Here is a 24,877-nt window from a genome sequence, read left to right as displayed (position 1 = left end):
TTTAAAATTTAACGTTTAACTGTATCCCGACTGTTCTTGAAGAAGGCAGCTGCCCCATTTCTATCCCCGGAGTAATGGTAGAATCATCAAGGGTTGCAGCTTCGGGATCAAACAATGGGAATTTTGTCCACATCCACAGGTTTCTTCCAAATAAGGCAAGGGTAATATCCGTAACCTTCAAAGGATCAACAATTGATTTCGGGAAAGAATAAGAAATTCTGGCATCTCTAAGCTTGATGAACGAGGTATCGAATGAATTTGTTTCCACATTGGCTCTCCTGTAATAATCACCGTAATAGGTAGGAACGGGAACTCCTTTCGTGTTCGGTGAGAAGCTGCCATCCGGGTTCTGAACTACCCCCTGCCCTACGATCAGGCCATTCGGATTATCTCTTCCCCAAAGCGTATGCTCGAGTTTTCCCTGCTCGGACATTTTGTGATGGGACTGGGAATAGGCAATTCCTTTATACTGACCGTCAAATGAGAAGCTTAATGTAATATTTTTATATTTAAATTCATTTTGAAGACCTGCTCTCCATTTTGGATAGGCATTTCCTATCTTTTTCATTTCTGTAGGCTTTGCTGTCAATCCGTCGCTTCCGTAAATTACCTGCCCGTCCGGAGAATACATCAGGCCATAACCGTACATATCTCCCAACGAACCGCCTACTACAGCATTGTAATACACCACGCCGCCTACACTTCCAATGGTGTAAGGTTCGCCGTGAAATTCTTCAGGAAGGGAAAGGATTTTATTTCTGTTCATAGACCAGTTGGCGCTTACATTCCAAGAGAAGTTTTTATTCTTGACCGGATAAGCATTTAGGGTCATTTCAATTCCTCTGTTTCTGATCTCACCGGCATTAATAATCCTTTTGTTATAGCCTACCTCATACAGTACCGGGATTACAATAGTCTGATTATTGGAATTGTTCTGATAAGCTGTGATATTATAGCTTAATCTGTTTTTAAGGATTGTAAAATCCATCCCGCCTTCAATATTGGTGATCATTTCAGGTTTCAGATCAGGATTGGGATACAGCAAGGGAGATTCCACGGAACCTGTAAACGAGCTGTTTTCATAGTATTTATCCAACATGTAATTGTAGGTATCGTTTCCTACTTTTGACCATGAAAGTCTCAGTTTCCAGAAATTAAACTGGTCTGATTTCATTTTAAAAATATCAGACAGGATAAAGGATGATGACACCGACGGGTAGAAATAAGATCTGTTGTGTTTAGGAAGCGTACTGCTCCAGTCATTCCTGGCCGTAACATCCACAAAAACAAGATCTTTATAGCTGAAATTCGCCAGTGCATACATACTGTTCACCTGGTTGTCATTAGGCTTCGGAAGCTTATTATCCAGTGCGATGGCGTTGGTCAGCTGGTATACCCCTGCTTTATTAAGCCCTATCGCCCTGTAATCACTCATGCTCTGCTCATAATACCTTATGTTTCCTCCGGCAGAAGCAGTTACACCAAAGTCTCCGAATTTATTTTTATAGGTAAATAGAATGTCGTTATTCAGATCTAAATATCTGATATACTGCTCCCTGTAATAGCCTTTCAGGTAATTGGCAGAGCTCCACGGTCTTCTTTGTGTCCGGAACTCATTGCTCCATTCCAGTCCGGATTTGAAGGCCACATCAAAATTTTTCGCAAACTGATAGTTTACGTTAATATTTCCGGTAATGATCTTTTTATCTGTAGAATTGAGGTTTTCATAAGCAATAACATATGGGTTATCAATATATGAGCTGAAAGGATGAATCTGATCTACCTGCTCCTGACCGCTCTTCCAGATAGGTCTGTACCACGCCAGATCTACGTTTGGATTCTGAAAGATCATAAAGTATGAAATCGACTGGTTGTTATATCCTGTAGCCGGAAGATTATCACTTTTGGTCTGGCTGAAATTCAATTTGGTTCCTACCCTTAGTTTACTGCTCATTTTATGGTCAACAGATACTGCTGCGTTCAATCTGTTAAAGCCTGTATTCGGCATCATCCATTCATTTTTAAGGTAAGAAAGAGATGATCTGAAGGCAGTCGTTTCATTGGAATGTTCTAATGATAAACTGTTTGAATAGGTGGTTCCTGTCTGCCAGAAATCTTTGATGTTATTTTTATAGGGTCTCCAGAGCTGTCTTTCCTTACTCTGTCCCTCTACTGAAGGATCATACTGGAAATAATACTGCCCGTCAAATTTCGGTCCGAAAGCACTGCTGGTAGATCCGGTATTCACTCCGTCTGCGGAAGCTCCGTAAGAGTAGTAATAATTTCCGCCTTTGTCTTTCTGCATGGTTCCCTGTCCATATTCATACTGATAATCCGGCCATTTAAGGACGCTGTCAAAACTGGTATAGGAGTTCAGTGTGATCTGAATTTTTCCTTTTTTCGTTTTACCGGATTTGGTGGTGATCATAATAGCTCCCCTGGAACCTCTGGAACCGTACAATGCAGATGCACTTGGACCTTTCAGAACGGTAACAGATTCGATATCTTCCGGGTTGATGCTGTTGAAACTGTCCCCGTAATCAATAGGTAAGTCACCTCCCGAACCGGCGCCGTATGCCGAAGTTCCGGTTCCTGTTTTTCTGTCACTTAAAGGAACACCATCTACAACGATTAGTGCCCCGTTATTTCCCATGTTCATCGAAACGTCTCCACGGAGTGTGATACGGCTGGTTCCCAATGGCCCTGCCCCTGCGGTCTGAACTTTCAGTCCGGCTACTTTACCTTCCAGTGACTGGGCCCAGTTGTTATTCTGGGTTTTGAGGATTTCTTCTGATTTAATAGTTTGGGTAGAGTATCCTAAAGACTTATCCTGCCTTTTGATTCCCAAAGCGGTTACCACCACCTCATCAATGCCTTTAACAGTATCTTTTTTCGCTTTCTGCTGAGCCGCCAGATTGACGCTGACTAATCCTAACAGCGACAAAACCAGCAGTTTTTGTGTCTCTTTACGCATATCCTTTTTGTTTGCGCAAAATTAAAACGACATTATGGCTATGCTTTTAACGCCACTTTAACATTTATTAAAATATTATTAAACAAATCATGAACTTAAGTTTAACACATCAAACATGTATTTGATATTCAGTTATTTAAATAATTAATAATTTTTAATACTGTTTTACATCTTCATTAGTATACCTTTATTGTCTTTCTCTGAAAAAATAAACATACCATACTGCTTTCAATCAATAAATCATTCAAACACAGACATAAAACAGCCTGTTTCTAAAATGAAACAGGCTGTAAAATTTACTATCCGGCTTTATTCTTTAAGCCAAAATCTGTTATTTATTCTTTAACTGATCAGGAATATTAGTGGTTACAAAACCTATTCCCTGATTTTTTAGATCCTGATAAATTGCCGGATCATTTACTGTCCAGGAGTTTGTGATCAATCCCAATGCTTTCGCCTCAGAAATCCATGTTGGATTTTTCTGGAAAATGCTGTAATGATAATCCATTCCGTCAAGACCTTCTTTTTTGATCTGTTCCGGAGAAAGCTCTCCGTTCAGATACTGAACCTTGAATTTCGGTTCCAGCTTTTTGATCTGTTTGCAGATGTTCAGGCTGAAAGAAATATATTCACTCTGCCCTTCCAGTTTCATATCCCTGATCATTTTAAGGGTTTTTTGAGTGATCTCATTTTCTATTTCCGGAGTTTTTGCAGGCTTGATCTCAACGATCAGCTTTAAAGAAGGATCTTTTTTGCCCTGCTTCAGATAATCTTTTAGTGTTGGAAACTTTTCGCCATTCGACAGCTTCAATGCTTCCAGCTCTTTGAAATTGGTTTCAGAAATCTCCATTTCACCATGATGTTCGTCATGATTGATCACAAGAACTCCATCTTTGGTCATTCTTACATCGAATTCCGATCCGTATATCTTTAATTTCTGGGCATTTTCTAAAGATTTAATAGAATTTTCCGTTGTAGGCGGCTGAGCCTGGAAATAGCCTCTGTGTGCAATAATCTGGGTTTGTGCCTTCATTACGACTGTGCTTAAAACTGCTAACCCTAAGATAAATTTTTTCATAATACAATTGGATAATTAAATAAAAAACTTAAAATGTTTGATAAAGGTACTATTTAAATGTTAAAAGCTGTATTTGGCTCCGATCTGGATCTGGTAAGGATTCCCGGAAAGAGGCGCCAAACCGCTGGTATTTTTAACGTATTCAAACTGCCTTGTAGCCTGGTTGAATTTGGTTACCCTGTACAACGACATATTACCATAAGATTTATTCACACCCCATTCTTTATTAAGAAGGTTCGCCAGATTGAAGATATCTACAGAAAGCTCAAATGCACCGATCTTTTCAAATTTAAATTTCTTCGCAACACGAACATCCCATACCCCGTAGAAACCGTTTTTACCTCCGTTACGTTCTGCAATGGCATTGTTGTATTTTTCAACATAATCTTTCAGTGCCTGTCCTACTTCCGGATCATTAAGAAGCGGCTGGGTAATAATTTCCGGGAAAATATAGGCAAGATCATTGGAATCCACGAAATCTCCATTAATGTTTCCTCCTGCAGTCACCGAGAAACGCGTTCCTCCGATTCCTGAATACCTTACTCCCAAAGTAAAGCCTGCAATGGTAGGTGAGTTACCGTAAACCACGATCTTGTTTCTGAACTGGTTGTCAGAATAGCCCATTCTTAAATCTCTCGGATCTCCCTGAACCGGAGTAGATAATGTTGCAGAATTCGCCACATTTCCATTATATGAGGTATTATCTTTGATGTCGGACCATGTATAACTTGCAGTGATCTCCCCATCTTTCCAGTAACGGTAGCTGGTATCTACCACGAACGAGAACTGGTTTACTTTTCCATCGCTTACAAGCTCAAGCACTCTTCCGAATTTTTTATTGATTCTTCCTTCTTTCCAGTCGATACTCACACTTTTATTATCATTATTGATGATAGTAGATGCAGGCACATATACTCCTCTTCCCCCTTCATTAGCTAAAGTGAAGAATGGATTGGCCATCATGTTTCTGTCATAATAGAAGTAATTGTTTCTTCCCAGCGCCATATATCCGGCAATTCCTGCTCTGAATCTTTCATTAAAGAAGTGTGTATAGGAAATATTCGCTTTATAAACGATTGGAATTTTTGCGTCTTCTCCTGTATAATTGATTGTTGGGATCTGATACTGTGAAAGTGAAGGAACCGTTCCGTAATCATTTCTATATCCTGGAAAATCAGGAGTCAGGCCAACAGTTCCTGGATTCACATCTACTGTTGCCAAATGTTTTCCGTCAAAAACAAGGTTATTGATCACCATATAGTTGTTGATATCGGAAGAGAAGATTCCGGCACCAAATTTTAAGAAATCCTTATTCTCTTCGTTGATATTCCAGTCAAACTGAAATCTTGGCTGAATAACAAAAGACTTGATCTGATTATCCGTTCTGATTCCCATTTCGTCAAAAAGCTTTTGATTGAATTCAGCTTTCGGGTATCCTCCGTAATCGAATCTTAATCCGGCCATAAAATCAAGACCTGTTGCTATTTTGGTCTGGATCTGTCCGTATATTCCTGCATTCCAGATACTGGATTTTACAGAAGGATCGTCCATCAACGGTACTTCTCTGTAGAACCTGTAAGGAGTAAGATTGGCAAAATTCGTCATTCCCTGGAACTGGAATCTTCCGTTCACTTCACTTCCGTAGATGGATTTCGATCTGGTATACATCAGATCTGCCCCAAAAGTATATTTAATCTTATCTGTGTTGTAGTATAAGTTATCCACAATCTGGAATACATTATTCCGGAAACCTTCCTGGGCAAAACGATGTCCTCCAATCTGGATATTGGTAGATCCAACACTGGAGGCAACTCCTTCCACAACAGCTCTCGGAACCGGATGTCCCAACTCATTGTTTTGGTAACTGTCCTGGAAAGTATATAGATACTGTGCTTTTAATTCATTCGTGATATTTGGCTTTACGTTTGTTCTCAAAGTCAAAAGTAAGCTGTTATCCAGGTTTTTATCATTCCCGTAAGATTCAAAGAAGTTGATCGCGGTATTATCTCCCAATCCGTTTTTATTAAGATCGTAGGTGAAATTATTTCTTAACGTCAATAGGTTTTTTTCATTGATCTGCCAATCCAAACGAAGGAATCCTGCATCAGAATTTCTTACTTTATCAAAGCTTCCGAACTGTGGAGTATTTCCAACTCCGTATTTTTTCCTTGCAATATCAAGGAACTGGTTCAGCGTCTCAGTTGTTGTATTAAATCTCTTCTCGTCGTCTTTAGATTTGATGTCCGCAATGATTAACGGTCTTGAATCCAGCTGATGATCCCATGCCACGAAGAAATGCAGTTTATTTTTAATAATCGGTCCGCCCAATGAAAATCCGAACTGGGAAGTAGAGAAATCATTTTCTCTTTTGTTTCCCCTGATGTCATACGGACTGGATAACCAGTTTGTCCTTAAATATTCCCAGGCACTTCCAGAAAATTTATTCGTCCCGGATTTCGTAACGGCGCTTACAGTTCCACCACCACTTCTTCCCAATGTTACATCGTACTGGTTGGTGGTAATTTTAAACTCACGGACAGCTTCAATAGAAATAGAAAACGGGGCACCACTTCTGCTGGTTGTGGATCCTGCTGAGGTTGGGTTTTTAGCCGTCATTCCATCAATCGTAAAGTTGGTTGAAGATCCCAGCTGGCCGGAAAGATTCCCTCCTTTTCCGCTTAACGGGGACAGTTCGGTAAGATTAGTGAAATTCCTTCCGTTTACCGGCAGCATGCTGATATTCTTTGCTGAAATAGCTGTAGCCGCTCCAAGGTTTCCGATCTTATTTTTCAGGTTTCCGGTAACAATCACCTCTTCTATCTGCTTTTCGCTGCCGCCCAGGCTCATATTGACGGTCACCTGATCTCCAAAGTTGACGTTATATCCTTCTTTTTTCTCCTCGTTCACAATAACCGTATAAGGCCCACCCAAAGGAATTTCTTTAAAAATATATTCTCCTTTCGAATTGGTCTCCGTTTCCGTCCTGAACCCTGTAGACTCGTTCACGATCGTTACTTTCACTTTTTCCTGAGCAGTACTGCCCAGCCCGGTTACTTTTCCCACAATAGAAGCCTGCGTAGTCTGCGCATAAGCCAGTGTTCCAAATCCCAAAAACAATAATCCTAGTACAATCTTTACTTTTCTCATCTCTTCAAATTAGATGTGCAAAGGTATTTTGACTTTCCGGACCATCTGTTTAAGGGAGCTTTAACAAATTTTCAACTAAATCATAACATTATGTTAAATTAATTTAAACAAACGTTTTAAAATAATGATTATTAACACTTTAAATGATATTACAGCTTTTTAATATTTCTATAATATTTAATTATGGTATTTTTTAATGAAATTAGTTTAGCTATTTTTGCTCAAAAGATAGAATGCAATGCCTGAAAACATAGAGCAAAAAATAGAACAGCTCCGCAAGGAACTTCACCAACATAATGAAAATTACTACCTCCTGGATGCCACTACCATCTCTGATTTTGAGTTTGATATGCTGCTGGAAGAGCTTCGGGACCTGGAAGCAAAGCACCCGGAATTTTATGATGAAAATTCGCCTACCGTTCGTGTAGGAGGCGGTATTACTAAAGTTTTTCCAACCATTCAGCATAAATTCAGAATGTATTCTCTGGATAATTCTTATGATTTCGATGATCTTGAAGACTGGGAGAAAAGAATTATCAAAACGATCAATGATCCGGTGGAGTTTGTTGCGGAACTGAAGTATGACGGCGCTTCTATTTCTATCCTGTATGAAAACGGAAAACTGGTTCAGGCTGTAACGCGCGGTGATGGTTTCCAAGGAGACGAAATTACGGCAAACGTCCGAACTATTTCAGATATTCCTCTTACTTTAAAGGGTGATTTTCCTGCCCATTTTTTTATGAGAGGTGAAATTTATCTGACCCGTAAAAATTTTGACAAGATCAATAAACTGCGTGAAGAAGAAGGACTGGATCCTTTCATGAATCCGAGGAATACTGCCAGCGGAAGTTTAAAAATGCAGGACAGCGGCGAGGTAAGAAAACGCGGTCTGTCGTCGGTACTTTACCAGTTTATTTCTGAGGATGTTCCTGCACAAAGTCACTGGGAACTGCTTCAGAAGGCTCAAAGCTGGGGCTTTAAAACTTCACAGCAGGCAAAGCTCTGTAAAACAATGGATGAGGTGAAGGAGTTCATCAGTTTCTGGGATACGGAAAGGCATAATCTTCCTTTTGAGATTGACGGAATTGTTTTAAAAGTCAATTCTTTGCAACAGCAGAGACAGCTTGGTTACACGGCAAAATCACCAAGATGGGCTATGGCTTATAAGTTTAAAGCCGAAAAGGTAGAAACCCAACTTCAGAGCGTATCTTATCAAGTGGGAAGAACCGGTGCGATTACCCCTGTGGCTAATCTGAAACCTGTTTTACTGGCTGGAACGATCGTAAAAAGAGCTTCTCTCCACAATGAGGATATTATTAAAAAACTTGACCTGCACGAACATGATTTTGTTTATGTGGAAAAAGGCGGCGAAATTATTCCTAAGATTGTAGGCGTCAATACTGAAAAAAGAACCGAAGAAAGCAAAGAAATAGAATACATCAAGCACTGTCCTGAATGTGGTACCGAGCTTGTAAAAATAGAAGACCAGGCCATCCATTTCTGCCCGAATGATCTTCACTGTCCGCCTCAGGTAGTGGGAAGAATGATCCATTACGTTTCCAGAAAGGCTTTGAATATCGAAAACCTGGGAAGCGAAACTATCGAACAGCTTTACAGAGAACGCTTAATCGAAAATCCGGCTGACTTTTATGCTTTAACAAAAGAACAAATCCTTCCGTTGGAAAGAATGGCAGAAAAATCTGCACAGAATATTATTTCAGGGATTGAAAAGTCGAAAGAAATTGCATTTGAAAAGGTTTTGTACGGAATCGGGATCAAGCATGTAGGTGAAACGGTTGCCAAAAAACTGGTGAAAAATTTCGCTACTATTGATGAGCTGAAAGCCGCTACCGTAGAAGAGCTTTGCCAGGTGGAAGACATTGGTGCCAAGATTGCAGTAAGCATCGTGGAATTCTTCAGCAACCCGGAAAACATCCTGATGATCGAACGTCTGAAATCTTATGGAGTACAACTTGAAAAGGGAGAAAGTACGAATGAGGTTCTTTCTAATGTTCTGGAAGGGAAAACTTTCCTTTTTACCGGAAAATTATCTTTGTTCACTAGAGAACAGGCTGAAGAAATGGTGGAAAAACACGGCGGAAAGAATATTTCTGCAGTTTCTAAAAACCTCAATTTCCTTGTGGTAGGTGAAAAGGCCGGAAGCAAGCTGAAAAAAGCGCAGGACATTGGTACCATCACCATTCTGGATGAACAGGAATTTCTGGATCTGGTAGAGAAACAGTAATACCTTTAATAAATAATAAATAAGCCATTGAGATTGTATTTCAATGGCTTATTTTTTTGGAAAGTCCAAGCCTAATAGCATTGAATTGTGATTATAGACTAAACAGATGACACAGATTCATAAAACATGGAAAATATTTCTCGCAGATGGCTCGGATAACGCAGATTTTTATAGTGGTAGCAAATATATTCAATGGGAACGGGCTTTAGCTAAAATTTAAATTATTCGGAAAGCCATAACTGTTTATTAAATAACCATATTTTTCCTCATATTTCTACAATTCCATAATATTTATACAGAATAAAAAATTAACACAAAAACAATATTTAAATAAATTATTTAAACAAAAACAAACAAAACAAACATTATATGAAATAATAAAAATTAAAAAGTAATTATTTTTCGTAATATAATTTTTCATATATTTATCAAAACAAATAATCACTGAACCATGAAAAAACTCTACTTTTTTGTGCTTTTTCTGGCACACTTATCTGTCATCGCACAGATTGTCAACATTCCGGATCCTCAATTTAAAGCCAAGCTACTTTCCGGGACGGCTACCAACCACATCACACAGAACCTTGCAGGCAACTGGATACCTATGGATCTCAATAATGACGGCGAAATCCAGGTTTCTGAAGCCGCTAATATCAGAAATATAAACATCTACAGCTCCAATGGTAATTCATTCCCGATTTCCTCAATAGAAGGGATAAAGTCTTTCACCAACCTGGAATATCTGGATGTATCCGACTGTCCAACCGTTCTTTCCGTAGATGTCAGCGGTATGCAAACGTTGAAACTGGTAAGTTTTACGAATAACGTGAATATGACTTCTGCCAACTTTACGGGATGTCCCTTACTGGAAAATATTAATGTATCCAATTCCGCAATTGTCAACCTGGATATTTCCAATCTCCCGAAAATGAATATCCTGACGTGTAACGGAGGAAAGCTACAAACGATCAACTATGCCGGAAGTACGACTATGAAATATCTTCTGTGCAGTGACAATGAAATCTCCAGCATTGATGTAAGCTCACTGACTGATCTATACAGATTTCATATTTCCGGAAATTTGCTGACAAGTCTTGATCTGAGTAACTTAACAAAACTTGAAGACGTAGTATGCTCCGCTAACCAGCTTACCTCTCTCATTCTTCAGAATACACCCAAATTAAAATCACTTGAGGCCAGTTATAATAATCTGTCAACCCTTAATTTAAGTCAGAGTCCGATCTTAAATTATCTGAGGATCATCAACAACCAGTTCACCAGCATCGATCTTTCCGGAGTTCCTTTGTTGCAGACGCTTTTCCTCAATAACAACCAGCTTACTTCTCTTAACATTACCCATAACACCATTTTGAACTCATTTAATGCTCCCAATAACAATTTGCAGAGTATATTCATGAAAAACGGCAGGCTTAACTCTGGCCTCTATCAAAACAATCCTAATTTAAGCTATATCTGCTGTGACGAATCTGAAATTAATCAGACAATTGCCTACAATACTTCGTTCGGTTATAATAATGTAACGGTAAATTCTTACTGTTCATTCACTCCCGGCGGAACTTTCTATACCATCAAAGGAAATACAAAATATGATCTTAACGGAAACGGCTGCGATCCGGCGGATCAGAATAAGGCATTCCAGAAATTCAATATCGCAGGTAGCGGTACTACAGGAAGCGTTATCAGTAATAATTCTGGCGACTATTCCTTTCCGGTGCCGGCAGGCTCACACACAATAACTCCGGTTCTTGAAAACCCAGCTTATTTCAGTATTTCACCTTCTTCTTTCACGGCTAATTTCCCTATGATGACAAGCCCGCTGACGCAGAATTTCTGTATCACAGCCAACGGATCCCATCCGGACCTTGAAATTGTGATTATTCCATTGGATTCTGCAGTACCGGGATTCAATTCGGATTATAAAATTGTTTTCAAAAACAAGGGAACGACCATGCAATCCGGAACTGTTGGATTCAGCTATAATGACAGTATTATGGATTTCGTAAGCTCTACTGTAACTCCTGATGCTCAATCTACCGGAAACCTTACCTGGAATTTCACAGGTCTTTTTCCTTTTGAAACAAGAGAAGTTAAAGTTAAATTCGAACTGAATACACCAACCGATACTCCACCGGTAAACGATGGTGATATCCTGCATTATACAGCACAGATCAACGGAGCCCCTGACGATACGCCAACAGACAATACATTTACCCTGAACCAAACGGTTGTGAATTCTCTGGATCCGAATGATAAAACCTGTCTTGAAGGAACGATGATTGCACAGACCCAGGTGGGCGATTACGTTCATTACCTGATCCGGTTTGAAAATCAAGGAACTGCCAACGCAAGGAATATTGTGGTGAAAGATGTAATTGATGCTTCAAAATTTGATATCTCTACTCTCACCCCTTTACATGCAAGCCATAGTTTTGTAACGAGAATGACCGGAAATACGGCCGAATTTATTTTTGAAAATATACAGCTTCCGTTTGACGATGCCAATAATGATGGATACGTTTCTTTCAAGATCAAAACAAAATCTACTTTGACCATGGGAGATGCGTTCAGCAATACGGCAAATATTTATTTTGATTATAATGCTCCGGTCATTACCAACACTTACACGACTACGGTAAGAAATGTGCTGGCAGTTTCTGAAACTAAAACAGGCAAGGAAAATGTAAGCATTTATCCGAATCCGGTACAGGATATTCTTTACATTAAATCCAGTGAGGAGATCATCAAAGCTGAAATTTATGATGCTTCCGGAAGAATCCTGAATACTACAGGCGTAAAAACCAATTCTGTAAATGTAGCCGAACTGGCTAAAGGAAACTACATCATCAAGTTGTTTACAAAAGACAAAACGATGATCCTGAAGTTCATTAAAAAATAAACTAATAACCTTATCTATATTTGAAGGGCTGTAAATTTTTTTTACAGCCCTTATTTTTTATCGTACAAAATCCAGTGATACCAAAGTATATAAAATCATTTTATTTGAAAACTATAATCGTGTAATTATCCTTTGCAGTCTTAGGATGAACCATTCTGATCTGTGCTTTATCTTTAAGGTAATCTACATAATTTTCACCGGTAAGTATTTTCCCTTTTTCAGTTTGTTTGTAACCTGCTGCGAGAATTGCTTTTATGTAGGCATCATGCTCTTTTTTGTCTTTGAACTGAAACTCTATATTGTCCTGAGATTTATCATCAGTATAATCAAATTTTCCAATTTTATAGATATATCCCGGGCTGTCATACTCGAACAGAACAAATGCAGGACTTTCTGTTTTGTCATAGAAAGTATATTTATGCTGCTCTTTAATTTCTGTTTTAAACGAAGCCATATCAAGCCTGTTGAATCCGGCGAGCTCTTCCAGTTTGAAAGCCTGACCGGAGACCTGTGATTGAAACAGGATAAAAAACAGAAATAACAGCAGATTAGTAGATGTTTTCATTAAAGAATTTTATGGTTTGTTGTTTTGTAAATTTAAAGAATTTATTACACCTTTAAACATTATACCACCGGCAGCCTGAAATAAAAAGTGCTTCCCTGGTTCGGAGCGCTTTTTACGCCTATATCCCCATTTTGTTTTTCAATGAAGTTTTTAGAAATAGCCAGGCCCAACCCTGTCCCATTCTGATGTTCTCCCGGAACCTGAAAATAGCGGTCGAAGATCTGGCGGTGGTATTTCTCATCTATCCCACTTCCGGTATCGGTAATGCTGAACTGAATCATTGAATCCAGCCTTTCTACCCTGATCGCAATATTTTCATCCTGGAAGGAATGTTTTACTGCATTGGTCAGAAAATTATTAATCACCCAGACCGTCTTGTCAAAATCTGCGTTCACCCAGTCATTGTCGCTTACAAGATATTCGATATTGATTGGAATATTTTTTTGTTCCGCCAGCTTTTCAACATTCTTTACAGCAGCCTGTACCATCTCTTTCGGTGAGCATTTTTCAATGGTCAGTCTGATATTTCCGGTTTCTACCTGTGAAAGGTTCAGAAGTTCTCCGGTGATATTCAATAGCCTTTGGCCATCATCATTGATACCTTTGAGCAATTCTTGCTGCTGGTCATTCAGCGCTCCAAATTTTTGGTTTCCGAGTAACTGTACTCCCATTTTTATCGCAGAAATCGGAGTTTTAAGCTCGTGAGAGATTGTAGCTATAAAATTGGTTTTAGCAAAATCCAGTTCTTTGAAAGGGGTAATGTTGCGGAGAAGAATTACTTTCCCGATATATCTGGTTTCTTTTTCACCCGTTTTTACAATATTGATGGGAATGATATCCTGCTCAAAATAGTTTTCCTTATTATCACGAACAATCTTGATCGGTTCTTTCACCGGATGATCGATATTTTTAAGCAGTTCCCGCATCAGATCATTATTGACAGCCACTTCATGGGCGGTCTTGCCAATGATTTCTTCCTTACGTAGATTGGTGATCTTTAATGCCTCATCGTTAATCATGTAGATAAAGTGATTTTCATCCAGCCCGATCACTGCATCATGCATATTATTGACCAGTGTTTCAATACGTTTTTTATCCATCAGCTGTTTGGAAAGGCTGCTGCTTTCGTATTCCTGAAGCTTTTCCGCCATGGTATTAAAAGAATCCGCAAGGCTGTTAAATTCTTCACTTCCTTTGAAATGTACCCTTTCATTATAATTTTTAGCTGCAATCTGCCGAATACTGAACGTCAGCTGATTGATAGGCTCTGCAATGGTCTGAGGCAGGTTAAAAAGCAGGATAAAAGCAATCAGGAAACATACGGTTCCCAGACTGACGATCCAGAAAGTGGCGTTTTCAGCGGTGATGATGGCGATATCACTTTTTCTTTCAATCCCTTTCATATTCAGAGACATGATTTTCGCGAGGTCTTCACGGATTAGTTTTTCTTTTTCCGGAGAAGATTGTTTCAGATAACTGTTGAAATGAAGATTCAGGCTTTGGGTAGCTTCTTTTTCGCCAAACTCAGTAAGGTTTTTCTCCTGCAGCTTATTGTTTTTCTGAAAATCATTGACGGCAATAGCGCTGTCCGTGCTTATTTTATCCAGTGCCAGCAACATATTTTTGGAAAATTCCAGACTGTTGTAATTGGCCGTAAGGATCTTTTCCGTATCCGATTTCAGTTTATTGATATAGACGGATCCGATCACTGACATAAGTACAATCAGTAAAAATAAAAGACCTACGCCTAGGGTGAGTTTTGTTTTAAGTTTCATTACTTCTAAGATAAAATAATAATATCTATCTGCCTCTCATTCAGCCTGTTCATCAGCGTATAAATCCAGCTGTAGCCGGAAAGACGCTGCCAGAGCTCTGCGTGGGGTTTTCCTATGCAGACTGTCGTGATATTATGGGCAATCACGTAATCCAGAATTCCTTTGTGGACACTGTTTTCTTTTACCCGGACGACCTTCGCTCCCAATTCCTGTGCTAAATTAAAATTATTAATCAAATACCGCTGTTTATCGAGGGCAATTTTTTCGGGATTCTCCGATGGCTTCTGTACATACAGAACCGTCCACTGGCTGTTGTAATAACTTGCCAGACGGGCTGTTTTCCTGATGATATTTTTAGCGATCTTTTCATTACTGCTGATGCATGCGAGAAATTTTATCGGTTTAAAGTTTTCTGTTTTTATTTCCGTTTCCACTTTTCTTTCCACGTGGGCAGCCACCTCTTTCAAAGCAAGCTCCCGAAGCTGCAGGATATGTCCGCTCTGAAAAAAATTGGTAAGCGCAGTCTGGATCTTCTCTTTTTTATAAATTTTCCCTTCTTTCAGGCGGGTCAGCAGTTCATCGGCGGTAAGGTCTATATTTACCACCTCATCCGCAAGACCCAGAATTTTATCAGGAACACGTTCAGCCACTTCTATTCCCGTAATGTTCTTCACTTCTTCATTCAGACTTTCGATATGCTGAATATTCATGGCACTGATGACATTAATTCCGTTATCAAGGATCTCCAGCACATCCTGCCATCTTTTCTTATTTTTTGAACCTTCTACGTTGGTATGCGCCAATTCATCCACGAGAACCACCTCCGGATGTTCATTGATAATGGTCTGAAGATCCATTTCTTCAAGGTTTTTACCTTTATAGAAAACCGATCTTCTCGGTATTTCGGGAATTCCGTCAGTAAGAGCTACGGTTTCTTCACGGCCATGGGTTTCTACATAGCCTATTTTCACATCAATGCCGTTACGCAGCAGAGACTGTGCCTCCTGAAGCATACGGAAAGTTTTTCCCACCCCTGCACTCATCCCGATATAGATCTTGAATTTTCCTTTGCGGGATTTCTGAATGAGTTCTAAAAAATGTTTTGCTGATGACATTGATTTTTTTTGCTTTATTTTTTTTAATACAAAAGGCACAAAAGGTTTATTTTCCAACACTTTAGACGATATAAGTAAGTTACGATTATTTTAAACATTTTTTCTCGAACCACCCCGTCAAAAATTCTTTGAATTTTCTCCACCCCTCCCGTGGAAGGGAATTTCCCCGGTTCTATAAGTGGTATACATCAGTATAAAAATCAAATATTTTTATACTGATGTGAACTTCTTTTCACGATGTATTTAAACTTCAAATAACTTAAGTGTTTAAAAACTTTTGTGACTTTTGTGGTTGTTTTTTAACCACAGATTTTCACAGATGTTTATGCATATTTATTTACTATAAAATCTTTGATTTTTGAGCACTTATGTGATCTTCTTTTCACAATGCATTTAAACTTCAAATAACTTAAATGTAGATCTTTTGTGACTTTTGTTGGTTGTTTTTTAACCACGGATTTCACAGATTTTCACGGATGTTTATGCATATTTATTTACTATAAAATCTTTGATTTTGAAAACTTAGGTGATCTTCTTTTCACAATGCGTTTAAACTTCAAATAACTTAAGTGTAGATCTTTTGTGACCTTTGTGGCTGATTAATTATTTTTCACTCTTCATTATTCACTTTTCACTTTCTAAAACCATGCAGCCAGACTTGTTGTGATAAAGAAATTTCCCTGCTTCATCTCATCATTTTTCATAAAAATGGCGTCTTTAGATGTAAAACCTCTCGCTTCTGTACGGAAAACTACGTTCTTCAGAATAGCATAATCTACATTCAGGGAATATCCGAAGGTCTGGAAACCATTGTCCGTTTTGGTGCTGATGATCACCCCATTTTTATCATTGTAATATTCAACTCTTCCCGCCAGGGCCCATTTATTGTCTAGCTGGTATTTCATTAAGACATTTGGAGTGTACCAGATGTTATAACTGTTGCTTCCTTTCTCTTTCTGTTCTGCCCCGATATCAAACCCAAGCAACGCTGAGAATCGTTCTGTCAGCTGAAAATTCCCGTAAAGATCATGAAAATACCGCATTCTTTTTTCAGCTTTTGATTTATCGTTTCCAATGAATGAACTGCTGTTCAGGGTAATTTTTTCTGTCGGTTTATAGGTTACCTGGTGCCCGAAAGAAATCGTCTGGTTACCTTCCGGTTTTGCGATACGCTGCCAGCCATTAAGCACTAATCCGCTTAAAAACCATTTTCCATTGTCTGAAGTATAAGAAACCTTTGCTCCGGTTTCAAAATACGGTGAATTTTCAGCAGCAAAACTTCTTGTCAGATTAACATTATCTTTTCCTATGGCACTTTCCCAGCCGATGTGGGAAGGCATAATCCCTGCATCAATCCAAAGGTTTTTGGTCTTTGAAATTTTAATTCCCACGTTTGCTTCATTTACATAGCGCAATGCTTCCTGTTCTGCAGCCATATTGTCCTGCGCGTAGGTTCCGGCCATTAAAGCCACATTTGCGCGGAGATTTTCACTCTGATAATTTGCTTTTACCAATCCTAAATTCAGATTGAGCTCGTTATGTCTGTTGTAGGAGTATAAAAAATTCTGACGGAGATGATTGGCTGGTTCATTAAAATCATACGTGTAGAAAAGTTCTGCATAAGCAGAAAAAGTCACTTTATTTTCTGTTTTTAATGAATCTGATGATTGTGCTTTCGGGAAAAAGATCCCGAATAATACAGCACTGGTAATGATATATTTTTTCACGGTGATAGCTAGATTATTTTAACTGATCCAAAGCGATATTAAGCTTCAGTACATTTACTTTTGAAGGTCCTAAAAGTCCTAAAAACGGTTTCTCTGTCTGATTTTTAATCAAATTTCTTACTTTTTCTTCAGAAAGGTTTCGCACTTCTGCAATTTTCTTTACCTGATACAGAGCCCCTTCTTCAGAAATATCAGGATCCAGACCGCTTCCGCTTGCTGTAACCAGTTCTACAGGAACTTTTGTATTTCCCATTTCCGGATGCGTCATCTTTAAGGTATCTATTCTTTTCTGTACAGTTTGCAAATATTCTTCATTGCTCGGTCCTTTATTACTTCCTGCACTTCCTGCTGCGTTATAGTTAACAGCTGAAGGACGTCCATGGAAATATTTTTCAGATTTAAATTCCTGCCCGATATTGGTGTAGAATTTCTGTCCGTTCTGGGTAATGATCTCTGCATCCCCTTTTGTAGGCAATACTTTTGAACCTCCGTATACGATAAGCAAATAAATTCCTACGATAGCCAACATTACAATAGTCAGTCTGAATGCTGTAACAATATGATTTTTCATTTTTTTTAATTTTAATAGAATAAACTGATCACTAAATCGATGATTTTAATCCCGATAAACGGAACAATAACACCACCCAAGCCATAAATTAAAAGATTTCTTCTTAAGAGTGCACTGGCCCCAATCGGTTTGTAGGCAACTCCTTTTAACGCTAACGGAATAAGGAAAGGAATGATCACAGCATTGAAAATAACGGCTGATAATATGGCTGTTTCCGGGCTGTGAAGATTCATGATATTCAATTTCTGAAGGGAAGGAATGAAAGTAATAAACAGTGCAGGAATGATGGCAAAATATTTAGCAACGTCATTAGCAATGCTGAAAGTCGTCAATGTTCCACGGGTCATCAGCAGCTGTTTCCCAATCTCTACGATCTCAATCAGTTTCGTAGGGTCATTGTCAAGATCTACCATGTTTCCGGCTTCTTTTGCAGCCTGTGTTCCGCTGTTCATTGCTACCCCCACATCGGCCTGAGCCAGTGCCGGAGCATCATTCGTTCCGTCTCCCATCATGGCGACCAGCTTTCCTTCCTGCTGTTCTTTTTTGATGTAGTTCATTTTGTCTTCAGGCTTGGCTTCGGCAATAAAATCATCTACGCCTGCCTTTTCTGCAATGAATTTTGCCGTCAGAGGATTATCTCCGGTTACCATCACCGTTTTTACCCCCATTTTTCTCAGTCTCTGGAAACGTTCCTGAATTCCTGTTTTAATAATATCCTGAAGTTCGATGACGCCCCATACTTTCTCATTAACGCTGACAACAAGAGGAGTTCCTCCGTTTTCAGAAATTTTGGTGACGGCATCCTGGGTTTCTTTCGGGAAGATATTCCCGGCTTTTTCAGTCAGTTTTTTTATCGTGTCATAAGCCCCTTTTCTGATCCTTGTTTCTTCAAAATCAATTCCTGAGGTTCTGGTTTCCGCGGAGAAATCAATATAGACCGGGTTGGGAACAAGAAGGTCTTCTGATTTCAGCTGGCTTAATTCTATAATGGATTTTCCTTCCGGAGTTTCATCCGCTACTGAGCTTAACGCAGAAGCTTTAATAAAGTCCGGCAGCCTGATTCCGTCTGCAGGGTGAAATTCCGTCGCTTTACGGTTTCCGATGGTGATGGTTCCTGTTTTATCAAGAAGCAGTACGTCAATATCTCCGGCAGTTTCCACTGCTTTACCGCTTTTCGTAATCACATTCGCTCTCAGGGCTCTGTCCATTCCGGCGATCCCGATTGCAGAAAGCAGACCTCCAATGGTTGTGGGAATCAAGCAAACGAAAAGTGATATAAAGGCCGCAATGGTAATGGGAGTCTGCGCGTAGTCTGCAAAAGGTTTCAAAGTGAGTGTTACGATAATAAAGGTCAGGGTAAATCCTGCCAAAAGTATGGTTAATGCAATTTCATTAGGTGTTTTCTGTCTGGATGCTCCTTCTACAAGGGCAATCATTTTATCTAAAAAGGACTCTCCCGGTTTGGTGGTCACTTTTACTTTTATTCTGTCGGAAAGAACTTTCGTACCTCCGGTTACAGAACTTTTGTCACCTCCGGATTCACGGATAACGGGGGCACTTTCTCCGGTGATTGCAGATTCATCAATGGTAGCAAGTCCTTCGATAATTTCTCCGTCCATCGGGATCTGATCTCCGGTTTCGCAAAGGAAAATATCACCCAGTTTCATTTCGGCGGACATTCTCAGAATGGTTTCTACCTGAAATCCCGGTTTGTTCTCCAAAATTACTTTGGCGGGAGTTTCTTCACGTGTTTTTCTGAGGGTATCTGCCTGTGCTTTTCCTCTGGCTTCGGCTATTGCTTCTGCAAAATTGGCAAAAAGAACGGTGAAAAATAAGATAATGAATACGGTAAAATTATAAGCAAAGCTTCCCTGCGATTGGTCTCCTGTAAGACTGAAAAGACTTACGATGAACATCACAACAGTTCCTACCTCTACCAGGAACATCACGGGATTTTTAAACATGATTTTAGGATTCAGCTTGACGAAGGACTGTTTGATCGCTTCGTTCACCAAATCTTTTTGAAACAATGTCTGTGATTGATTTTTCATTTTATTATAAAATTCTAATGGAATTGAAAATTTAGAAATTAAGTGATTTAGAGATTAAGAAAACTCTGTTGTTAATAAGATGCCGGGCCTGAATAAATCAAAAACACAGGTTCTAAATCTTCAGATTTCTTAATCTCTTAATTTCTCAATCTCCTAATTTTTTAATTTAATTTTTATTTAGAGAAATACTGGATCTGTTCTGCGATAGGTCCCAATGTAAGGGCCGGGAAAAAAGACAGAGCCGCAATAAGAAGGATCACCGCCAGCGTCATAAAGCCGAAAGTAGCTGTATCCGTTTTCAGAGTTCCTGAACTTTCAGGGATGAATTTTTTCTGTGCCAATAATCCTGCAATCGCTATCGGTCCGATGATCGGAATAAATCTGGATAAGAGTAATACAATTCCTGTTGAGATATTCCACCATGGGGTATTGTCTCCAAGGCCTTCGAACCCGGAACCGTTGTTCGCAGAAGAAGAGGTGAACTCGTACAACATTTCGCTGAATCCGTGGAAACCAGGATTATTCAATGTTTTGGCTCCAAATTCCGGCAGATAGGCGGTTAACGCTGTTCCTACAAGTATTAAAAACGGGTGGAACAGAGCCACGATCATAGCAATCTTCATCTCCTTGGCTTCGATCTTCTTACCCATGAATTCCGGCGTTCTTCCTACCATCAGGCCACTGATGAATACTGCGAGAATAATGAAGATGAAATAATTAAGGATTCCAACACCGCAGCCTCCGTAGAAGCAGTTGATCATCATAGCCAGCAGCTCATTCATTCCTGAAAGCGGCATCGTACTGTCATGCATTGAATTCACAGAGCCTGTTGAAATCACAGTTGTTGCAATGCTCCAATATCCTGAAGATGCGCTTCCGAAACGGATTTCCTTACCTTCCATAGCTCCAAGGCTGTTGTCAGTCCCCATTTCTGTGATAAGAGGATTGCCACTTGTTTCATTCACAATATTCGGAACGGCAAGTGCCAGGAAGCCGACAGTCATTACGGTAAAGATCACCCATGATAGCTTTCTCTTTTTCAGATAAAATCCTAATGCAAAAACCAATGCAAACGGAATGATCATCTGAGTGACCATTTCGGTCATATTCGTTACATAGTTCGGATTTTCAAGTGGGTGTGCTGAGTTGGCTCCGAAGAAACCTCCCCCATTGGTTCCCAAATGCTTGATCGCCACAAAAGCGGCTACAGGCCCTCTGGAAACATCAACTTTCTGTCCTTCCAGCGTTGTGACATGGTCTTTTCCTTCAAAAGTCATCGGACTTCCGTTGGCAGAAAGGATCAGAGCAACAAGGATACTGATCGGAACAAGTATTCTGACCACAGATTTAGTAAAGAAATCGTAGAAATTCCCTAGTTCTGTAGTTGTTTTATCTTTAAAAGCTTTGAAAAGAACTGCCATAGCCGCCATTCCGGTAGCTGCGGTTACAAACTGCAGGAACATCAGGTAAAGCTGACTTAAATAGCTCACTCCCGTCTCTCCTGAATAATGCTGAAGGTTACAGTTCACCAAAAAGGAAATAGCTGTATTAAAAGCAAGATCTGGTGACATATTCGGGTTTCCGTCAGGATTCAGAGGAAACCACGCCTGGGTCAGCAGGATCAGGAATCCTATCATGAACCAGACCAGATTGATCGTCAGCATGGCATACATATTCTGCTTCCAGGTCATCTGGCGGACCGGGTTGATTCCGGATATTTTATAAATTAATTTTTCAACAGGTTCAAAAACAGGATCTAAAAAGGTCTTTTTGTACCCGTACACATTAGCAATGTATTTCCCAAGAAATATTCCAATGACTAATGTGATCACAAACATGGCAATAACGCCTAAAATTTCTGTATTCATGACCGGTTAAAATTTTTCAGGTTTCAGCAAAACGTAGCAGATGTACACAAAGGCCAGAATTGAAAGGAAAAATAAACTCCACATAGTTTTATATTTTATCAAAAAATTCAACGGATTTATAGAGAAGCCAGAACATCACTGCAAAAAGCAGGATCAAACTTATCAGCATCATATCGTTATTATTAAAGTTAATAGGGTCAGCAGTACGTACGATACCATCAGCAGACTGAAGCCTGCGTGCTCACGTTTTTTGAACGTTTTTCTTGAAATTGTCATTTTTAAAATATTTTATTCAGGTCCTATAGGCCAAATAAAGGCCCACTCTGATACAAAAACATTCAAACAACTAATAATCAATCAATTAAATCAAATAACTCAACCATACCAAAACACAAAAGCCTATCATTTTGATAGGCTCGTTTATTGAAATGATAGGAGTCAGGTGTTAGGTTGTAAGGATTGGGGAATAGGGAATAAGGTTGGTCGAAGTTGTAATGGTGGTTGTGAGTAGTGAATGGTGAATTTTGCTTCGTAAGTGAAAAGCGAATGGGAGATTCAAGAAACACGATTTTAGATGCCAGACGTCAGACATTACCGCTGGTGGCTTCGGGAACCTCAGACACCAGATATTTGTCGTTTATTCAACGACACTCACACTCCGAAACTCTAAAACACTCACACTCTCCGACGCACAAACCCCGAAACACGCATCCCGAAACTAATAACTCATAACTCTCCGACTCTCGGACTCGCAAACCCGATACTCGCAACTCATTTACCTCCATCCATACTCCTCCAGCTTGCGGTACAGTGTAGCAATGCCGATTTCCAGCAGTCTGGCAGCTTCGGCTTTATTACCTTTGGTGTACTGCAGGACTTTTTGGATGTGTATTTTTTCGAGGGATCTTATACTTAAAGAATCACTTTCAGGAACGATTTTATCTGAATAATGGGGCAAACTTTCAGCATCCAGAATATTATCCTCCATTAGAATAAGACTTCTCTCCACAGCATTTCTAAGCTCGCGGATATTTCCTTTCCAGTCGTTTTTTTCAAGGGTTTTATAGTAATCAGGATTTACCTGAAGGTTTGAAAGGTGAAGTTTGCGGGAGAAAATATCGATGAAGTTTTTGGCCAGCATTTTCAGATCTTCCTTTCTTTCACGTAATGGCGGAAGATGAATTTCGAAAACATTCAGTCGGAAGTAGAGATCTTCGCGGAAGTTGCCCTGTTTAATTTCGTCCTCCAGATCCCTGTTGGTCGCAGCAATCAGTCTGAAATCTGATCTGGACACTTTGGTCTCTCCCATTTTGATGAATTCTCCGGTTTCGAGAACACGCAGCAGTTTGGCCTGAAGTTCTATCGGCATCTCTCCTATTTCGTCTAAAAATAAGGTTCCGCCGTTGGCTTCTTCTATGAGACCTTTCTTATCTTTTACAGCACCCGTAAAAGCACCCTGTTTATGTCCAAAGAGTTCACTTTCCAGTATTTCTTTGCTGAATGCTGAACAGTTGATGGCCACAAAATTATTTTTCTTTCTTTCGCTTCCGTCATGGATGGCATTGGCAAAAACTTCTTTTCCCGTTCCGGTTTCTCCTGTCAGAAGAACAGCCGCATCCGTCAAAGCTACTTTTTCAGCCAGTTTTTTAGACTGAAGAATCAGAGGAGAAGTTCCAATGATCTGTCCGAAACCTTTTGATACAGCAGTTTTTTGACCAATTTTAGAACGATTGTCTTTAACTTTTTCCAAAGCTTTATATACCAGCGGAATGATCTTCTCATTGTCGTCACCTTTCACTAAGTAATCATAAGCTCCGTTTCTCATCGCCTGAACGGCATCGGTAATATTTCCGAAGGCGGTCATCAGAATAATTTCGAGATGTGGATATTTGGTTTTGATGGATCTTACCAGCTCTACCCCGAAAGCATCGGGAAGCCGGACATCGCATAGAACAACATCAAATTCATGCTGTTCGAGCATAGTCATGGCAGAACGTGCTGTTGAGGCTTCTTTTACGTTAAAATCTTCTTGGGAAAGAATCATTCCTAATAATTTCAGGAGCTTGATCTCGTCATCGATGATCAGAATGTTTCCGTGCATGGTGTAAGTTTTTGGAAAACTACTGCAAACTTATAGAATTTCTTTTGGAAAGAAGCAAAGAAAATAAAGATGTCTGATTAATATTATTTTATTTATCGAGAATATTTCATCAGTACACTCGGATTAATTTCCTTTTGTTGCGCATCAGAAATTTCTACAAAACCAATCTTTTTGTAAAGATTAAATGCTTTAGCATTATTATGTTTAACTTCAAGATAGATTTCAATGCTCTTAAAATGGCTACAAGCCTCCTCTATAACCTTCTGAATCAGATGTAAACCTATATTTCTACCCTGATATTCTTCTTTAACATACATCTGGTAAATATTTCCTCTGTCATTTTCATCTTTAACAAAAGTACAGATTCCAATTAATTGATCTTCATTGAAAGCTCCCAATACAAACCTTTCTGCCAATTGATTTTCAATATCATATTCTATTCTGAATTTTTCAGTTTTTAACGCTTCCTCATAGTCCGCGCAAAAAGATTCCGGGAATTCCTTTAAGCTTTCGAGCCTGATTGTTCTGTAAACGGCACTTTCTTCGGGTAAAAGTTTTCGGTACTGAATATTCATTATGATTTTAATTTGTGAAATGATAATTGCAGGATAGTTTTAACCTCTGATAATGTGAATAATGTTTTTATCTGATATAAATTAAAACTATAGATGCAATAATACGGAAATTCCGGTTTGTTCTTTTCTGAATCCTTACATTTGTAATGCATTCTGATTTTTAGGAAT

Annotated in this window: 14 protein-coding genes; 2 read left to right on the top strand and 12 right to left on the bottom strand. The window is 39.3% G+C overall.

The window, feature by feature from the left end:
• Position 1: 1 nt before the first annotated feature.
• The 3 genes from DRF61_RS08180 to DRF61_RS08170 all read right to left on the bottom strand — a co-directional run bounded on the left by DRF61_RS08180 (position 2) and on the right by DRF61_RS08170 (position 7,199).
• The gene (locus tag DRF61_RS08180) at positions 2 to 2,974 is read right to left on the bottom strand and encodes a SusC/RagA family TonB-linked outer membrane protein (RefSeq protein WP_111955869.1); all 2,973 of its coding nucleotides are present in this window, start codon (positions 2,972 to 2,974) and stop codon (positions 2 to 4) included.
• Between the two features lie 331 nt (positions 2,975 to 3,305).
• Positions 3,306 to 4,052, bottom strand: a complete 747-nt coding sequence (locus DRF61_RS08175; RefSeq protein ID WP_111955867.1) for a glycerophosphodiester phosphodiesterase family protein — start codon at positions 4,050 to 4,052, stop codon at positions 3,306 to 3,308.
• A gap of 60 nt (positions 4,053 to 4,112) precedes the next feature.
• Positions 4,113 to 7,199, bottom strand: a complete 3,087-nt coding sequence (locus DRF61_RS08170) for a TonB-dependent receptor (RefSeq protein ID WP_111955865.1) — start codon at positions 7,197 to 7,199, stop codon at positions 4,113 to 4,115.
• A 238-nt stretch (positions 7,200 to 7,437) separates the two neighbouring features.
• Here DRF61_RS08170 and ligA point away from each other — a divergent pair, with 238 nt between their 5' ends.
• Together ligA and DRF61_RS08160 are read left to right on the top strand one after the other, a co-directional pair.
• Positions 7,438 to 9,444, top strand: a complete 2,007-nt coding sequence (ligA, locus tag DRF61_RS08165; RefSeq protein WP_111955863.1) for an NAD-dependent DNA ligase LigA — start codon at positions 7,438 to 7,440, stop codon at positions 9,442 to 9,444.
• A 451-nt stretch (positions 9,445 to 9,895) separates the two neighbouring features.
• Positions 9,896 to 12,361, top strand: a complete 2,466-nt coding sequence (locus DRF61_RS08160) for a DUF7619 domain-containing protein (RefSeq protein WP_111955861.1) — start codon at positions 9,896 to 9,898, stop codon at positions 12,359 to 12,361.
• A 100-nt stretch (positions 12,362 to 12,461) separates the two neighbouring features.
• Here the strand turns inward: DRF61_RS08160 and DRF61_RS08155 are convergent, their stop codons facing one another.
• The 9 genes from DRF61_RS08155 to DRF61_RS08110 all read right to left on the bottom strand — a co-directional run bounded on the left by DRF61_RS08155 (position 12,462) and on the right by DRF61_RS08110 (position 24,709).
• Positions 12,462 to 12,926, bottom strand: coding sequence for a hypothetical protein (locus DRF61_RS08155; protein WP_111955859.1), 465 nt, complete (start codon positions 12,924 to 12,926; stop codon positions 12,462 to 12,464).
• A 59-nt stretch (positions 12,927 to 12,985) separates the two neighbouring features.
• Complete coding sequence (locus DRF61_RS08150) at positions 12,986 to 14,701, bottom strand: sensor histidine kinase (RefSeq protein ID WP_111955857.1); 1,716 nt, start codon at positions 14,699 to 14,701, stop codon at positions 12,986 to 12,988.
• A gap of 5 nt (positions 14,702 to 14,706) precedes the next feature.
• The gene (locus tag DRF61_RS08145) at positions 14,707 to 15,816 is read right to left on the bottom strand and encodes a sensor protein KdpD (protein WP_111955855.1); all 1,110 of its coding nucleotides are present in this window, start codon (positions 15,814 to 15,816) and stop codon (positions 14,707 to 14,709) included.
• A gap of 638 nt (positions 15,817 to 16,454) precedes the next feature.
• A complete protein-coding gene (locus DRF61_RS08140) occupies positions 16,455 to 17,543 on the bottom strand; it encodes a porin (protein WP_174772297.1) in 1,089 nt (362 codons plus the stop codon).
• A 13-nt stretch (positions 17,544 to 17,556) separates the two neighbouring features.
• Entirely contained in the window at positions 17,557 to 18,114 is a 558-nt protein-coding gene (gene kdpC / locus DRF61_RS08135) for a K(+)-transporting ATPase subunit C (RefSeq protein ID WP_111955853.1), read from the bottom strand.
• A gap of 11 nt (positions 18,115 to 18,125) precedes the next feature.
• Positions 18,126 to 20,165 carry a potassium-transporting ATPase subunit KdpB gene (gene kdpB, locus DRF61_RS08130; protein WP_111955851.1) on the bottom strand — a complete coding sequence of 680 codons (2,040 nt, stop codon included), beginning with the start codon at positions 20,163 to 20,165 and terminating at the stop codon, positions 18,126 to 18,128.
• Between the two features lie 173 nt (positions 20,166 to 20,338).
• Positions 20,339 to 22,033: a potassium-transporting ATPase subunit KdpA gene (kdpA, locus tag DRF61_RS08125; RefSeq protein WP_111955849.1), complete on the bottom strand. Its 1,695-nt coding sequence runs from the start codon at positions 22,031 to 22,033 to the stop codon at positions 20,339 to 20,341.
• A gap of 775 nt (positions 22,034 to 22,808) precedes the next feature.
• Complete coding sequence (locus DRF61_RS08115; RefSeq protein ID WP_111955847.1) at positions 22,809 to 24,134, bottom strand: sigma-54-dependent transcriptional regulator; 1,326 nt, start codon at positions 24,132 to 24,134, stop codon at positions 22,809 to 22,811.
• Positions 24,135 to 24,226: 92 nt separating this feature from the next.
• The gene (locus DRF61_RS08110; protein ID WP_111955845.1) at positions 24,227 to 24,709 is read right to left on the bottom strand and encodes a GNAT family N-acetyltransferase; all 483 of its coding nucleotides are present in this window, start codon (positions 24,707 to 24,709) and stop codon (positions 24,227 to 24,229) included.
• Positions 24,710 to 24,877 lie beyond the last annotated feature (168 nt).

The sequence above is a fragment of the Chryseobacterium lathyri genome (genome assembly GCF_003290185.1).
Lineage (GTDB): Bacteria > Bacteroidota > Bacteroidia > Flavobacteriales > Weeksellaceae > Chryseobacterium > Chryseobacterium lathyri.
The sequence above is the reverse complement of the archived record's forward strand: the minus strand, read 5'-3'. Positions and strand labels throughout refer to the sequence as shown.

Coding starts and splice junctions, on each gene's coding strand:
- DRF61_RS08180 (WP_111955869.1), bottom strand. CDS start 2,974: ATGCGTAAAGAGACACAAAAACTGCTGGTTTTGTCGCTGTTAGGATTA.
- DRF61_RS08175 (WP_111955867.1), bottom strand. CDS start 4,052: ATGAAAAAATTTATCTTAGGGTTAGCAGTTTTAAGCACAGTCGTAATG.
- DRF61_RS08170 (WP_111955865.1), bottom strand. CDS start 7,199: ATGAGAAAAGTAAAGATTGTACTAGGATTATTGTTTTTGGGATTTGGA.
- ligA (WP_111955863.1), top strand. CDS start 7,438: ATGCCTGAAAACATAGAGCAAAAAATAGAACAGCTCCGCAAGGAACTT.
- DRF61_RS08160 (WP_111955861.1), top strand. CDS start 9,896: ATGAAAAAACTCTACTTTTTTGTGCTTTTTCTGGCACACTTATCTGTC.
- DRF61_RS08155 (WP_111955859.1), bottom strand. CDS start 12,926: ATGAAAACATCTACTAATCTGCTGTTATTTCTGTTTTTTATCCTGTTT.
- DRF61_RS08150 (WP_111955857.1), bottom strand. CDS start 14,701: ATGAAACTTAAAACAAAACTCACCCTAGGCGTAGGTCTTTTATTTTTA.
- DRF61_RS08145 (WP_111955855.1), bottom strand. CDS start 15,816: ATGTCATCAGCAAAACATTTTTTAGAACTCATTCAGAAATCCCGCAAA.
- kdpC (WP_111955853.1), bottom strand. CDS start 18,114: ATGAAAAATCATATTGTTACAGCATTCAGACTGACTATTGTAATGTTG.
- kdpB (WP_111955851.1), bottom strand. CDS start 20,165: ATGAAAAATCAATCACAGACATTGTTTCAAAAAGATTTGGTGAACGAA.
- kdpA (WP_111955849.1), bottom strand. CDS start 22,033: ATGAATACAGAAATTTTAGGCGTTATTGCCATGTTTGTGATCACATTA.
- DRF61_RS08115 (WP_111955847.1), bottom strand. CDS start 24,134: ATGCACGGAAACATTCTGATCATCGATGACGAGATCAAGCTCCTGAAA.
- DRF61_RS08110 (WP_111955845.1), bottom strand. CDS start 24,709: ATGAATATTCAGTACCGAAAACTTTTACCCGAAGAAAGTGCCGTTTAC.